Source organism: Lysinibacillus sp. CTST325, from assembly GCF_054665055.1.
Map to the genome: position 1 here is coordinate 899842 of NZ_BAAFHO010000001.1, position 13921 is coordinate 913762.

A 13921-nucleotide genomic window follows, 5' to 3' on the forward strand; every position below is an offset into this window, starting at 1 on the left:
ATCACGCAATGAAATCACCGCCAATTAGTTTTAAGTCCATGTGATGGGAAGACTCATTAAAGGTATGTTTTACCGTTTCGACCATCATAAAATTAGCTACCGTTATGTCACCAAGATACAATTGAACAGCAACTTGGCTCCCTCCGCGAATCTTTGGATCACCGAACGCTTTATTAATGTGTAACTTGCGAGATTTCTGATTATAAAGTTTCAACAAACTATCAGCTTTTGCTTTACCATTCGCTTTTTCATCGAGTTTATCAGTCATTTGCAAGACGCCCCACTCATTGATTTTGGAACTATCTTGAGCAATATAAATTTCGCGTTTACCTGTCTTCTTATTTTCACGAACTAATTTGATCTTGTTATAGGTGTTTTCATCAATGGATGTTGTATATTCGAACGATTCACCAGAATCCATATCAATCAACAAATCAGATTTAAGCATTTTGATATTACGTAAATTTAATGAGCCATAGTCATCATACAGCACATATAAATCACCAGAGCTTAGAGTTGTATCTGATAAAGCGTTATCCATAATAGTAAACAGTTCTTGATTGTCTTCAACTCTAGAAGCTATGACATGCTTTGTATTAGCAACAATGCCGGTCTGAAGTTTGAAATCCTTTGCGATCATTTGTAACACTTGAGCAGCTGTTTTTTTGGCATATACATAGGTGTCTTTGTTTTTAAAGTATCGTAATTGGTCATAGCAAGTAACGCTTATAATACGGTTGTCATTACGCTTTTTTGTGAAGACAAATCCGAAAAATATCTTATGGCCATCGTAATCAAAACGAACGGCATCACCCTCGTAAAAACCAAGTACTTCATCTTTAACAATGTTGAATGTCAATTTACCTGGGGTTCCTTTTCGATGGGTTTCCCACTCAACACCTTCTTCAACAGCACATTCAAAGATACGCCCTCTACTCATAATGAATAGCTTTGATTTAGCCAAGTTTAATCACCTGCCCAACTTTTAGAACGTTTGGATTGCTAATGTTATTCAACTTTGCTAATTCTGTATGTTTCGAGCCATCACCTAAATATTTTTTAGCAATTGCCCACAAAGTATCACCTTTGACTACAGTATGTGTTTTCGGCTTCTCTTTGCCTGTTGTAGGACGTTTTTGCTCTACTACAGCCTTTTGTGTGGTTGTAGTGTTAGATGTACTACTAGGCTTCGTAGTGGGCTGTATGACAATTCGTTTATTGCCGTATGCTCGATATTGTTTCAACTGGATATTTACCATCACATCAAAGCCATAATCAACAGATTCCTTAATCTCATAATCTTCTATGGTCATTGTCATGTTAGTGTCAAAAAGCAGATTCCCGTTAGGCATCATGCGGTTAACAATAAACTGAAAAGGCTTATCTGAAATTTTTAATTTTTCGAGTTTTTCGAGATAAAATGTAGCTGGTTGAAAACCATTCGGATAAATAGCAAACGGATATTTGACGTTTGGGAGTAATACCTCAAAGTCAATATCCGTTAGCCCTGGTTTCTTTATTACGTTTACTTCACCTTCATTCATCAACACAACAGTTTCGTTCCGTCCATTGATTTTTGTGTTAAGTTCAGCAGGTGCAACAGGAAACTGTACACCGTCTACAAAAAAGTTATACATCTTCTGTTGGACCTCCTTCTGCTAACATTTGTGCTGCCTCTTCAGCTTTTTCAGTAAATCGATCGATGACACCATCAATATCCATTTCATTGTTGATATGATTTTCACTTCGAGCATCTATTTTAATCTCAGCGGTAGTATAACGATTGATTGCTTCTCTTTCAGCGATATCACGTAGATATTTTAAATCTTCACCCGAACCTTCCATCGACTTAGCCATTTTTGCTGTATTGCCAGCTGTTTTACCACCGTTACGGTTTCCTTTATCTAACTTGTCTCCTAGGCCTTTAGCATCTTTACCAGTACCTTTTCCAGCACCCGCGCCAGCATTTTTCATTGCATCTTCAATTGCTTTGCTAGAATTACTCTTATCGACATTTTTATCACTACTAAATAAATTAGCTCCCCAGTTGTAACCTGTATCATAAGCGGCGCCTAAAGACTTCATCTCCATTTTAGGTGCTTCCCAGTAATCCGCAGGAGCTTCTCCAATCAAACCTTTCAACGCACCTTTCGCATTTTTCAAATCACTTGTGATAGAAGTTCTATGGGAGAACTCGGTACCTTTTCCTATACCCACCTTTGCGGCAACATCTGCTGGTAACAAATCAACAAACCAATTCCAAGCTTTAATTGCCCCATTAACCGCACTTATCATTGCATTTACAAAATTCGTAGCGAAACCATCCCAACCGCTTGTCATCGCAATTATTGAATCCAATACATTTGAGGCTAAATTGTAAAACAATCTTTTCACTGAATACATCGGATGTTTCCACACATTAACAAAAAACTCTACATAGGAAGCCCACATATTCCACATATAAGCTACTACATTATAAATCACTGCTCCTAAAACCATAAAAGCGCCAGCAATTATTCCGGTAGCGCTTATCGATGTTCCTGCAAAGTGATTTATTGCAGCAACAGCGATATAAATTATCCCTATAAGAACAATAATAGCCATAATAATAATGAATATTGGATTTGCCATTAATGCAGCATTTAATCCCCATTGAGCAGCTGTTAAACCCATTGTCGCTTGCACACCAGCCCAACTAGATGCTGTCATTAGTCCGAGAGCCAGCGTCTTGAGTCCTAACCAAATAGTAGAAGCAATCTCTGCGGCTTTTGTTATCAAAAGAGCAGCCCCGTACGCTACTATTGCGGCTGTTACGCCCCATAATACAGGTGCAATCAAAGACCAATTATCATAAATAAAACTTCCTCCAGCTGCCAAAATATCCATTGCGAATATAGCTACATCAGCCATTTGTTTTAAAGCAGTAATTGAATTTTGTATCATCTGTTTGAATCTATCACTATTAGCGATTTCATTTAATTTGACTAATACACCTTGAAATGCCCATAGTGCTTCATTTTTGAAACTTGTCCATAATTGAGCCCATGTCATTGGCATACTTTCGAATTTTTTATTAATATCATCAGCAGCAGCAAACATAGATGCTTTTACTATGTCAGCAGTTATCATTCCATCACTAGCCATTTTTCTTATCTGGCCAATAGAAACACCTAAATAGTCAGCGATATTTCGAATTACGTTAGGAGTAGCTTCAAACACAGCGTTCAACTCTTCACCACGTAATACACCACTTCCCATTGCTTGCGTTAGTTGTAACGTTGCCGATTGAACACCTTCGATATTTGTTCCAGCTATAACAAATTGTTTGTTTAATAATTCTGAGAAAGCTATAGTTTCTGTATTAGATTTGAAAGCTTCGCCAGCATTCATTGCTAATTTAGCAACCATGTCAGCTGTATCTGAATAAGCACCTCGAGAGCGTTGAGCACTATCGAAGATCATTTGTTGTAATTCGTCTGTTGTTTGTAATTTATCATTTATTAAATCTAGTCGTGCAGTTGTATTTGTCAATTCATCGGATAAAGCAAAAATATTACCAACTGTTTGAAAACTTAAATATGCAGCTGCTATCCCCATGATTTTACCTAATAATCCGTCGGTAGCACTTGTGCCATCCCTAATGTTATTGGTAAATCTCTGTTGTGCTGTAGCTGCTCCATTAACCTCACCTTCAATTTTATTCATAGCGTCTGCAGCCATTGCTAATTCTCTACGCGCTAATCCAATACTAGACGTATTCATCATTTGTCCAGATGCCGCATGCATAGCTTCCATTTGATTTACCATCATTGAAACAGCGTTATGCATCGCTCGCATTGGTTGGCTCAATTGATCTTGTATTTGAATCGCTGTACGTATTGTAGCCAAGAAATCACATCCTTTTGGCAAAATAAAAAGCACCCTAAAAAAGGATGCTTTTCGTTGTCATCGAATATTTATTTGAACTTTGTCTTTTTCATTCTCTAAGAAAAGATTTATGCTTTCCTTACCTTCTACCACTGTGTCCGGTACAGTTATAACTACAAAGCCTTCTGATGACGATAACGGTCGTATATTTTGGTGATGTAAATCACCATCAATTAAAGTAACTGAAGTATCATAATCATATTTATTGTTATAAACTGCCTTTATTGATGTTCCACCACCATTCTTTATTAAACTATCAGCTTCTGTTCCATTATTAGTTATTTTAAAATTCAGTAATAAAAATTTATTACCTTCATCAGCTGAAGATGACATTTGACCGTCACTAACTGATTTATCAAACTTAAAAGATTCTAACGTAACTTCCCAATCTTTCAAGGTGAATTTTTCGCCAACTTGTTTAAGATCGAATCCTTTATTTGTTTGCTCTTCTTTCGTTTCTTTTTGACTTTTTTCTTCTACTTTATCTTTATCAACTTTTTCAGAAGATGGATTATTTGTAGTGTCATTCCCACAACCTACCAATAATAGACATAGCGTAGATAAATAGATAATTTTTTTCATCTATATCCCTCCTCATACACAAATATACATAATATGAAGAGATAACACTATATCAAATTGGCATAATTGGTTATTTATCGTTTTCTTCGTCCTTTGCCGTTACCACGTTTTTTAGCATCCTTCTCCTGTTGTTCATCAGCTTCACGCTTTATTTGTACAGCGGCTATAACAAACGCTTTTTCATGCCTTGGTAGAGCATCATATTCGGACGGCCACTTATGTAATTTATGCAAACAATAGTAAGCGATATTTGCATCATAGTCGCCGTCCTCAATTAGTTTTTTGCTTCTTCTACTAATTCATCCATACCAACGTCAAAACCGTTGATTTTTTGTACAGTTGCTAAGAATTCGTCATACTCACCTGGTAACAACATTTTTTTCAATAATTCTTTAGCACCCATTACTCCGTATGATTTCTGTAGCTCCACATCATGTAGATTAGGGAATACAGTACATTTAGCAGCTAAATCAGCTAAGTATGCTGTGTAGTTTGTTTCTGGCACTAGCACACCTTTTTTACCTGGTACAGGCATGCGTTTTGTATTGTCTTTTCGTAGTAGATCATCTTCATCAGAAGTGATGGCAGCGACTTCCCATTCCATTGGCTTTTTAGTTTCAGGATTAATAAATCGTTTCGATACGACAACCTTCTCATTCTCGGGTTTTAATGCGTTTTGTGCTAAAAATGCAGTTAAATTTGACATGTTATTACTCTCCAATCACAATTTGATTTGTTGTTTTATCAATAGTTACATATTCGTTAGGATTCAAGTAAATCGTTAATGTAACTTGGGTTGTTAGCTCATTTACATCACCAGCCATTATATCTGCTTGATTTTCAAAATGTTTTCCTATCATTTTATATATCTCAGCAAAATGTTCATTTAACGATTGACCTTCTTTCGGTCGACCTACAAACGGCATAATAGATTTTTTCATGATGAATCCTCACTTTCTAAATTTAAAAAGAGCCCACATCGTGAGCTCCGTTCTTACAACATTTCCTTAAGCGTAGAGAATTCTTCAGGCATATCCCAATCCTCAAACGTAAAGTCAATGGAATCTTCTAAGTAATCTGCATCAGCGTCTAATGCCGCGATGATGCCACCGTCCATATTACAATCTATTAAGATAGTTGTTTGACGACCAACCGTTGATGAACCATCCTCATTGGTTACTTGAATATCGAAGTAAACATCCTCACCAGTATCTTTGTAACGTTTTAATAACTTACGGAATATCGATGTATTGAAGTAGAATGTTGCACTACCTGAATACTCAGCGCCTGTTGCTTTATTACCTTTACTAATGCGTCCCATGATTGGTACTTGTGTTTTAGTTTTTTCCATGTTGGCTTCTAAATTAATCAACTGAGCAAATAGATAACGATTATTTTCAATCGTTACATACGCTCGCCCTTGTGCACCATGAATGGCATCACGAGCATGCATGGTTGTATTAGCGAAATACTGAATATCCAGTGGAATTAGCATTTTGTTTGATTTCATTATGATTACCTCCCTTAGGCCACCATCGTTGTGATATAAAGTTGTGACATTGCTACTGTTGGGTCCACAACTTCATTTACCACGACAGCTTTCTTAGATTCTCCTTGTTCTACAGTAAGATCATCTTTGTTATAATTTTGAATCGCTCGAATACGTTGCATTTCCATTCGATGTGCGCCGATATCATTCCATAAAGAAATACGACCGTCTTGGTCATTTGGTACCTGACCTAGATAACGGGTATTGAATAGATGCGCTGTATCGATTGCAATTTGATCCAGAACACGAATAACTTGGTTCATGCTGAAATCTTCATTTTTATCCACTGTGAACGTTGTGAAAGTATTAATATCTTCTAATACTCGAATGTCATCACCGACGCGATGGAATACGTATTTTCCGCCTTTTAAAAGCTCTGTAAGTTGAGCCTGTGTCTTTGTTTCAGACATATCAAGAGAATGTTCTCCATCGTATTTTTTGTTCGTATTAGACTTATTAACCGCCACACCAGCTTGTGCTCCAGTTGCCCAGTACACTGCACCGAATACTTCTTCGTTATCACCAATAGCATTGTTAGGAACATCGATAACTCCTTCGTGATCAGCAGCTCCTAATTTATGCCCGACGAGTTGGAACTTGCCACCTACTTGGTCGCGAATACGTTTTGTGTATTCGATATATAAAGATTTAATTAGGTTATCCGAAGATAAACAACCTAACGTATTGAAGCCGTAAGCTTCTAAAGCGTCTAACGCCTCTTGGTGTGCTCCACCTGTGATAGCAGAACCGTTTGAACCTCCAGCTAATGGTGTGCCAGCTGTTAATGTAAGTGTTGCATCTGGCTTAAATGTAACGAAATCATTAGCTTTTAAATCAGTAGCTTTAGCAACAGCAATTTGTTCGTCTACCAATACGTTAGCTAATAGAGTTTGAACATCAAATTTCGTTGGTTCATCAACATTTGCTTGAATAACAATCGTAATGTCATTTCCTCGAACACCTTTGTACTTCGCTGTTGCGTATTCATTTTTAGCAGCTACCGCACCTACAGCAAGCTTGTAGAAAAATACTGTAATAGCATTTTTGAATACATCACGAACACCTTTTAGTTTTGGATCAGTGTAATCATATCCAAAGATTTTACGAGAATCTTTTTGTAAATCTTCTTGTGTTACTGCGAATACATCACCGTCCACGCCCCAATCTAGAGGTATCGGCAGACCTACATAACCACGATCGCTTAGATTTACAAATGCACGGGCTTTACTAATAAAATTGTGATACGTACCTGGTAATACTTTGTTTTGTGTTAAAAATGGACCTCCACCTAATGCCAATTTATTTACCTCCCTTATCGAATTTCTTTAAAATCCCATCCACTTTGGTGAATGAGTACTGTTTACCATCTTCCAATAATGCATTTAATGCATCTCGACGAGCCATGTATTTATTACTTTTTACGATTTGTGCTTTTGTAAATTCATGCGCCTTTTTCGCTTCTTCCTCATTAGCATCATTCTTTGTAGCCACCGCATTCACCCTCTCGTTTTTATGTGTTGTTCTAGCGAACCCATAAAAATCTTCTCTTCAATTTCCTGTAAGAAGAAATTAAAATGAATAAAGTTATGACCTATACCGTCAACAACTTCGCTGTTAGCTCCTGTACTAAGCATTAGCGAGCCATTTAACAGTGTTATTTCTTTCAGTGCTTGTTGTACCTTCAATGTCATATTAGACGCCTCAGACAAGCCGTTTCTAGGAAAATACTGCACATTGAATAATGTCGTTACCTTCCACCGATTGCCGATTCGTCTTATATGTTCTAGGTTTAAAAATTGAATTAAAAAAGCAGGAGTCTTAAACCCCTGTGGAACTTCATCTATATACTTTTTGTAATCTACTCCGAAAGCTTCGTGAAGCTTAACGGATATAGCGTTTTGAATATCATTAATCTCCATCGAAAGCCTCCTTTAGCATTGTATAAAGCTTTTTCTCAAGTATTACAGGAGCTTGCTGTTCTACTTCATCTGCTGAAATTGTCATCATGAATCTCCCGTTAACCCATCCTTCATGATTTCTTGTTCTATGGCCGAACTCTACATAAGACGCATATTCCACTGGGTTGATTATCTCTATTTCGTAAACACTACCAACCTTTTTAGTTTTTAATGAATCTGCAAATTTCTTTACTCCATTTCCTCCGCCAAATGTTGTGCTTAACTCAGCTTCGCGATGACTTTTTGCAGTCCAACCACGCCTTAAAGTACCGCCAGTAGTGCCATCTTCGTAGATACCAACAGGAGTGCGTTTTATAACTTTAGCAAGCAATCTAGCAGCCAATTCTTTGGCGGCAGCCTCACAAAACTTTTTATAATCTGACTCAGCCAGTTTCGCCAACTTTCGTTCGAATGCTTTCAGCTGCCGATAATCAACACGTCCACCTCTGCCCATTATGCATACTCCTTAAATAACTCTAGGACAATTTCTTGATGATCCATAAAGATACCTGGTTTCCCAGAACGAGTATACTTTTCAGTTACTTTATCCTGAGTGACAATGATTTTACATCCGGGTAGTATTTCATATTCATTACCTAATGAAAGTTTGATTTGTTCAGCAATTATAGCTGGCCCACCTGTTGAGGAAGCGCTCGTTAGCTTTTCATGAGATAACTTACACTTAAGGTCCTTGTACAGTGTCACTTCATCATGTTTTGTAACATGAGTAATTGGGTCTTCTGCCTCTCGCCACGCCTTTACTGTACAATTCCCTCTCCAAAGCCTTTCTAATGCCTTACGTCTTGCGCTTACCATAACATCACCCTATAACGAACAAAATCTACTTCGTTGTGCTGTAGATAGGCAATAAAGGTATTGAATTGAGCTTCTGGTGTACTATTTGCTTCGATAGCAAAGACAGTGTTTGTGTCACCGTCTTGAACCTGTTTTGCAATCAAATCAAAATCTAATGTGTCTATAGATAAGGCACCCATTGACTTTTTGTTATATAAAAATTCCCCAACGACCATATCCACTGCAATTTCGTGGAGTCCTTGAGGAATTTCAGATAGATTTGTTTGATTGTTTACATGATTAGTTACCTTGATGATGCAAAAGTTCAGTAATAATTCATCTTGGCTGTTTGGTTCACTGGATACGCTTATACCAAGCGATTTCAACCGTTTCTTAACATCTTCTAGCATGGCTTACACCATCCTTTATCCTTGAGAAATGACACGAGCAATCGGAATAGCTTTGTGGTCGATAGTTTTAAGAGCAGCACCATTACCATCGTTGTTCACTAATGCCCAGTTCTTACCGTCCGCAAGTTCAGTATTTGTTGGTGATAAAGTAGCTTGAACTTTCTTTTCGTAAGAGATGCCGTATGGTGCTAATACTTTTCGTTGTCGGCTATACAGCGTATCTTGACCACCATTTGTTTTTGGATCACGAGCCATTTCATATGGTTCTTTTGCGCCAATATCTTCGTAATCAAATGAACCTTCACCAAGTACATAAGTTGTATATTTTGTATGAGCTGGATTGCCACCACTCTCGGCTACTTCTTCGAATGGCATTGAATCGTCAACTAATACAATGCGGCCATTCCATGTACCAATTGATAGATCACGTTGAATACCGTCAGCATCTGTGTATTGTAGATATTTAAACAGTCGTAAGTTTTCAAGATTCGTTGCTACTGCTGAATGCATGATAACAATTGCAAATTTAGATTTGTTTTGACCACATGCTTGTTGCATAGCATTGTTAAGTGTTGCTGGACCAACTTTGTTAAGTGGATTACCTTGAGAGTCTTCACCTGTTTTTGTTGTAATATCATATGTGTGATTTGTTACAAATTCAAGATTTTTAGCACCTGTCATCGCAAAAACACCACTTAGAATCGATAACAACACGTCTTGATCGATTTCTTCCCAATATTGCGCTACTTGTTGAGCAACATTGTCCATGAAGTCAACACCACCTGTAATATCTTCTGAGAAGTCTTTTTCAATCCATGCTTTTGCACGGCCGTATACAACTACACCACGCTCATATGTTTCAGTGCTTGTAGCTGTGATGTCTGTTTGACCATCGTAGTTAAGTGCTGCACCGTCTAAATTACCGAACATAGGAATACGACCATAAGCTGTTGTAGTTTGTGAACTAAATAAACTACGAATTTCAGAACTTGGTTTCAGTGCCTTAGATTTCAATAGTTCATTTCGTTTTAGATTTGGAATACGGTCTACATATTGACCGAACGCCTGCGGATTAAACGATTTAGCATCAAATTTTGTCATTTATTTATACCATCCTTTTAATTATATTTTTGCTTCGGGATTAGCCTCTTGATAGGCAACTAATTGGGAGTAAGTCATTGTTGAGGTATCAATCGGACTCCCTCCGCCACCTGGCTGCCCTCCTGGTGTTGTACCTGTGATAACTGTTTCATCAGACGCAAACATAAATTTTGTATCTTCGCTTTCAATCAGGGCTTTTACTTTGTCCTCTAAACCAATTACCGTTTTACCATCTTTATCTAGAGATAATCCTTCACGATCTAACAAAGCTTTAGCAGCAGTTAAATTTCGAGCCTTTGCACCAGTTAAAGCTAAATCAATTGCACTCTCGATTTTTTGAGCATGCATGTCAGCTTCATATTTTTCTGTAGCCGTTTTATTTGCCTGTTGAAGTTCTTTGATAGTGTTTTCTAGCTCCTCGTTGCCTTTAACTTGCTTTTGTAAATCAGTAAGTTGGACATCTCGGTCCTGTAATTGAGATTCAAGCAAATTCTTAGCAGTCGACAACTCGTTATATTTATCCTTAGGGATCACATGCTTTGGTGATTCCTTCGCTGCACTTGCAACGATTTTTTCAATTTGTTCATCTGATACACCTTGTTCTTGTAATAATGCTCGTAACCATTCCATTTCCATAACCTCCATACATTTTTATACAGGTCTGTGCCTGTTGGTGGTGTACGCTTCTTTATGGTCTAGCCTTTAAAAAGACCAAAATAAAAGCTATGAAGGCTTTTTGATTTCTAATGCCCCATAGCTTTTTAATTCTTCAATATCATCTTTTGATAATGAACAATTAATTGTTATTTGTGGTGATTCATCCTGAATTTCTTTTAAACTTTCTTCTACTTTCTTAGAAAATCTGTCAATAACTTCGTCTATATCTAACGATAGTTGTCGCTCTGCAGATTTAGAATAATACAAAACATTTTCATATGGCGCAAAAAACTCGCACCCTTCCGCTGTATGAACACGTATCCCTTTTTCCTCTTCGGTTACAGATACGATATTTTCGATTTTCATATCGTACTCACTTTTAAGTTTAATTTTAATGAATTTCATTACGCAACAAACCTCGCTTCCCACTCTGGATATTTAATGTTCGAATTAATGTAATACACCTCGCCGTCCTTATCACGAGCTATTCGTTGGCTGTAGTCATCTTCAAACCATGGTGCTGTAGTAGTTCTGCATCTCGGATGAAAAGGATTAGCAGTAACGCCAGGCATGAAATCAGCTAGTTTAAACACCTTACCGTCCATTGATTGACAAATACTACTTGTTCGGCTGTCCAAAGTAGCGATAATCTCGTACTTTTCAACATCTAGTTCACCAAATGCATCCTTTTGAGCAGTAGCACTAAAAAACGCTGATTCGGTCATAACTAGACGAGCAGCGTTGGAACGTGAGGTATTCATTTTTTTGGCTATTGAACTAATCATACGGTCCGGAGCTTCGCCACGAGCCATCGATTGAATTAATTCAGTGTGCAGTGTATCAAGCAACACATTACGATCGCGCCAAATCTTTTGACTAAATGTCTGACCATCAGCAGTCCAAGGTTTGCTAATTATTTTGGTTAGCTTTGTTTCATCAAGTGCTTGTAGAGTAAAACCAATTTCAAAAAATTTCTGCACCTCAAATGCTGTGTGATAGTACTGTGTTTGATATACATCTTTCGTTAGCTTCTGAAAACCTTCAATTTGCTCTCCATACAGTTCTTCTACATGTTGTTGAAGTTGTAGTTGCAAACTCTCTAAACGGCTTATATGGACACGAGAGGATGCATTTTCAAGTTGTTTCATCCACTTCTGATTAAGTGCATTCTTTTTGCCATATTCGATGTATTCTTCGACTGTCCATCGGAACTCTTCTAATTCCTCACTCTTTAGTTGCTGTTTTGCCTCTTCAAGAGTCATTTCATTGTTATCGGCAAAACGTCGGTACCATCGAGCGATATCTTTTTCAATTTCTTGCATTGTCTTGATATAAGCTTTTTCAAGGTCTTTATAATAGCTTTCACTCTTTTCATGCTGCGCTTGCTCCAACATCTCGAAACGTTTTCGCCAATAATCTCTACTCTTGGCCATTTAACTCACCTTGCTTTTGTTGGAAAGTGGTTTCGTAGTTATCATACATATTCATTTGTTCTTGCTGTTCTTTCTTTTTACGTTTTAACTCCAAAGGCACATCAGTAACATATGGATGCTGTTCTACTCGAGATTCATGTGATAAATCTGTTGATTTATTAATGTTATCAATAACCTCTGATTCATTGACTAAAATATCGCGATTGAAAATGATCTCTACTTCTATATCTTCGAACTTTCCAAGCTTTTTATGTTCGAGGTGCTTATCGATAAACCAAAGCAATTCCTCAAATGATGCTTGGAATTCAGTTTCTATTCCATTCGCATCTAAATCAATATCTAAATACATTGATTGAAGGTTCATTTGATTAGGATTATTGCTCATACGATCATCTTTAGCATCATAACCTCGTCCATTTTCGATAATAGCCTTTTTCAAAAGCTTAAGAATAGATTCATAGTTATCTTTATTAACCTCTATATGCAGAGTCTCAACCTTGCCATCTTTACCTGTTGCCGTTGTACGTACTTTAATAGCTCCATATTGCGAAAGGTTCTTACGGAATTGCCCTAAATCTTGTCCATCATAGTTATGGATAATCAAAATAGTGCTTCGAGCATCCTCTTGCATATTGTTATTAAAGTCTGAAAGAATTTCATTAAAGCCGTCCTGTAAGCTTTTTACACGCTTTATTAATGGAATATTACGATTGTTATATCTGAATGGAATAAGGGGTACTTGTTCCCAATTGAGACCTGTAACCTTGTCACCTGTTTTAGCTGTAAGGTAAGTAGCAAACTCTCCTCTTTCGACATCTGGAACAAGTTTTTCGCTATCTAAAATATATCTTTCGATTCCTTCTAGAGTGTAAATCTCAACCTTTTCAATGATTTCTTTTTTATCGCCTTTCCATTCTTCAACACTATAGACACGAACCGCATAATCTAAGATAGTCTTTTCGTTATCTTTCCAAAATGGAATGATTTCATATGCTGGTAATCGCATAAACGTGAACTGTCCAAGCTCGTTATAGTATGGATAGAGCCACGATAAGCCATGGTTTAATACGTTTTCTCCTAGATATCGAAAAGTCTTATGAAAACGTTTATTTAGCACTAGTTTTAATGCCTTTTGATACTCTTTATTTTCTGTTTTGATGGTTAATGGCTTTGCTAACAGGTAATTTACCTTTTGATCAACTAACTTAGCATATTGATTATCTAAGCGTTTGTTGTTTGGTAGGTTGTTCACTTCCTCTAATTCGCCTTTGTCATTTAGTATTTTACGTTTACGAGTTAGAATATCCTGTTCACCTTCAAAGTACTTATCACCAATGAGCATCCATTCACGTTCTCTTGACGTTTTAAATTGAGCTATTTCTAACTCTAATTGCTTTTTATGTGAAATACCTTTCTTGGCACCATCTTCAATAATGCCTTTCAATCTATCACTTTCAGTACTAACACCCTGAAACGGGAAAAATCCTGCCACGCTATTCACCTCACTTT

General features: G+C 37.2%; 19 protein-coding genes. All 19 read right to left on the reverse strand.

Translation table 11 applies throughout. From position 1 onward, the window contains the following. Window position 1 precedes the first annotated feature (1 nt). Window positions 2-964, reverse strand: a complete 963-nt coding sequence (locus ACYQ73_RS04515) for an XkdQ/YqbQ family protein (protein WP_460011337.1) — start codon at window positions 962-964, stop codon at window positions 2-4. Further along, the gene (locus ACYQ73_RS04520) at window positions 957-1637 is read right to left on the reverse strand and encodes a LysM peptidoglycan-binding domain-containing protein (RefSeq protein ID WP_460011338.1); all 681 of its coding nucleotides are present in this window, start codon (window positions 1635-1637) and stop codon (window positions 957-959) included. Before ACYQ73_RS04520 ends, ACYQ73_RS04515 begins: the two co-directional genes overlap by 8 nt. Next, on the reverse strand, window positions 1630-3888 hold the full coding sequence (locus ACYQ73_RS04525; RefSeq protein WP_460011339.1) for a tape measure protein: 2259 nt from the start codon (window positions 3886-3888) through the stop codon (window positions 1630-1632). Before ACYQ73_RS04525 ends, ACYQ73_RS04520 begins: the two co-directional genes overlap by 8 nt. Window positions 3889-3945: 57 nt before the next feature. Further along, complete coding sequence (locus ACYQ73_RS04530) at window positions 3946-4509, reverse strand: DUF4352 domain-containing protein (RefSeq protein WP_460011340.1); 564 nt, start codon at window positions 4507-4509, stop codon at window positions 3946-3948. Window positions 4510-4583: 74 nt separating this feature from the next. Then, on the reverse strand, window positions 4584-4742 hold the full coding sequence (locus ACYQ73_RS04535) for a hypothetical protein (RefSeq protein ID WP_460011341.1): 159 nt from the start codon (window positions 4740-4742) through the stop codon (window positions 4584-4586). A 41-nt stretch (window positions 4743-4783) separates the two neighbouring features. Next, on the reverse strand, window positions 4784-5215 hold the full coding sequence (locus tag ACYQ73_RS04540; protein WP_460011342.1) for a phage tail assembly chaperone: 432 nt from the start codon (window positions 5213-5215) through the stop codon (window positions 4784-4786). Window positions 5216-5219: 4 nt separating this feature from the next. Beyond that, window positions 5220-5450, reverse strand: a complete 231-nt coding sequence (locus ACYQ73_RS04545; protein WP_460011343.1) for a hypothetical protein — start codon at window positions 5448-5450, stop codon at window positions 5220-5222. A 53-nt stretch (window positions 5451-5503) separates the two neighbouring features. Further along, window positions 5504-6019, reverse strand: a complete 516-nt coding sequence (locus ACYQ73_RS04550) for a phage tail tube protein (RefSeq protein ID WP_460011344.1) — start codon at window positions 6017-6019, stop codon at window positions 5504-5506. 14 nt (window positions 6020-6033) lie between these two features. Beyond that, the gene (locus tag ACYQ73_RS04555; protein ID WP_460011345.1) at window positions 6034-7356 is read right to left on the reverse strand and encodes a phage tail sheath family protein; all 1323 of its coding nucleotides are present in this window, start codon (window positions 7354-7356) and stop codon (window positions 6034-6036) included. 1 nt (window position 7357) lies between these two features. Beyond that, a complete protein-coding gene (locus tag ACYQ73_RS04560) occupies window positions 7358-7549 on the reverse strand; it encodes a hypothetical protein (RefSeq protein WP_460011346.1) in 192 nt (63 codons plus the stop codon). 5 nt (window positions 7550-7554) lie between these two features. Continuing rightward, window positions 7555-7977 (reverse strand): phage tail terminator family protein, encoded by a 423-nt coding sequence (locus tag ACYQ73_RS04565; protein WP_460011347.1) that lies wholly within the window; start codon window positions 7975-7977, stop codon window positions 7555-7557. Continuing rightward, the gene (locus tag ACYQ73_RS04570) at window positions 7967-8470 is read right to left on the reverse strand and encodes an HK97 gp10 family phage protein (protein WP_460011348.1); all 504 of its coding nucleotides are present in this window, start codon (window positions 8468-8470) and stop codon (window positions 7967-7969) included. Before ACYQ73_RS04570 ends, ACYQ73_RS04565 begins: the two co-directional genes overlap by 11 nt. Continuing rightward, window positions 8470-8832: a hypothetical protein gene (locus ACYQ73_RS04575; RefSeq protein WP_460011349.1), complete on the reverse strand. Its 363-nt coding sequence runs from the start codon at window positions 8830-8832 to the stop codon at window positions 8470-8472. Before ACYQ73_RS04575 ends, ACYQ73_RS04570 begins: the two co-directional genes overlap by 1 nt. After that, window positions 8826-9221, reverse strand: coding sequence for a hypothetical protein (locus ACYQ73_RS04580; protein WP_460011350.1), 396 nt, complete (start codon window positions 9219-9221; stop codon window positions 8826-8828). Before ACYQ73_RS04580 ends, ACYQ73_RS04575 begins: the two co-directional genes overlap by 7 nt. Window positions 9222-9236: 15 nt before the next feature. Continuing rightward, a complete protein-coding gene (locus ACYQ73_RS04585) occupies window positions 9237-10322 on the reverse strand; it encodes a phage coat protein (protein WP_460011351.1) in 1086 nt (361 codons plus the stop codon). 21 nt (window positions 10323-10343) lie between these two features. Continuing rightward, complete coding sequence (locus ACYQ73_RS04590; protein ID WP_460011352.1) at window positions 10344-10952, reverse strand: phage scaffolding protein; 609 nt, start codon at window positions 10950-10952, stop codon at window positions 10344-10346. Window positions 10953-11045: 93 nt separating this feature from the next. Beyond that, window positions 11046-11384, reverse strand: coding sequence for a hypothetical protein (locus ACYQ73_RS04595; RefSeq protein ID WP_460011353.1), 339 nt, complete (start codon window positions 11382-11384; stop codon window positions 11046-11048). Continuing rightward, window positions 11384-12412 carry a minor capsid protein gene (locus ACYQ73_RS04600; RefSeq protein WP_460011354.1) on the reverse strand — a complete coding sequence of 343 codons (1029 nt, stop codon included), beginning with the start codon at window positions 12410-12412 and terminating at the stop codon, window positions 11384-11386. The genes ACYQ73_RS04595 and ACYQ73_RS04600 overlap by 1 nt, the downstream gene beginning before the upstream one ends. Then, the gene (locus tag ACYQ73_RS04605; RefSeq protein ID WP_460011355.1) at window positions 12399-13904 is read right to left on the reverse strand and encodes a phage portal protein; all 1506 of its coding nucleotides are present in this window, start codon (window positions 13902-13904) and stop codon (window positions 12399-12401) included. Before ACYQ73_RS04605 ends, ACYQ73_RS04600 begins: the two co-directional genes overlap by 14 nt. Between the last annotated feature and the right edge of the window lie 17 nt (window positions 13905-13921).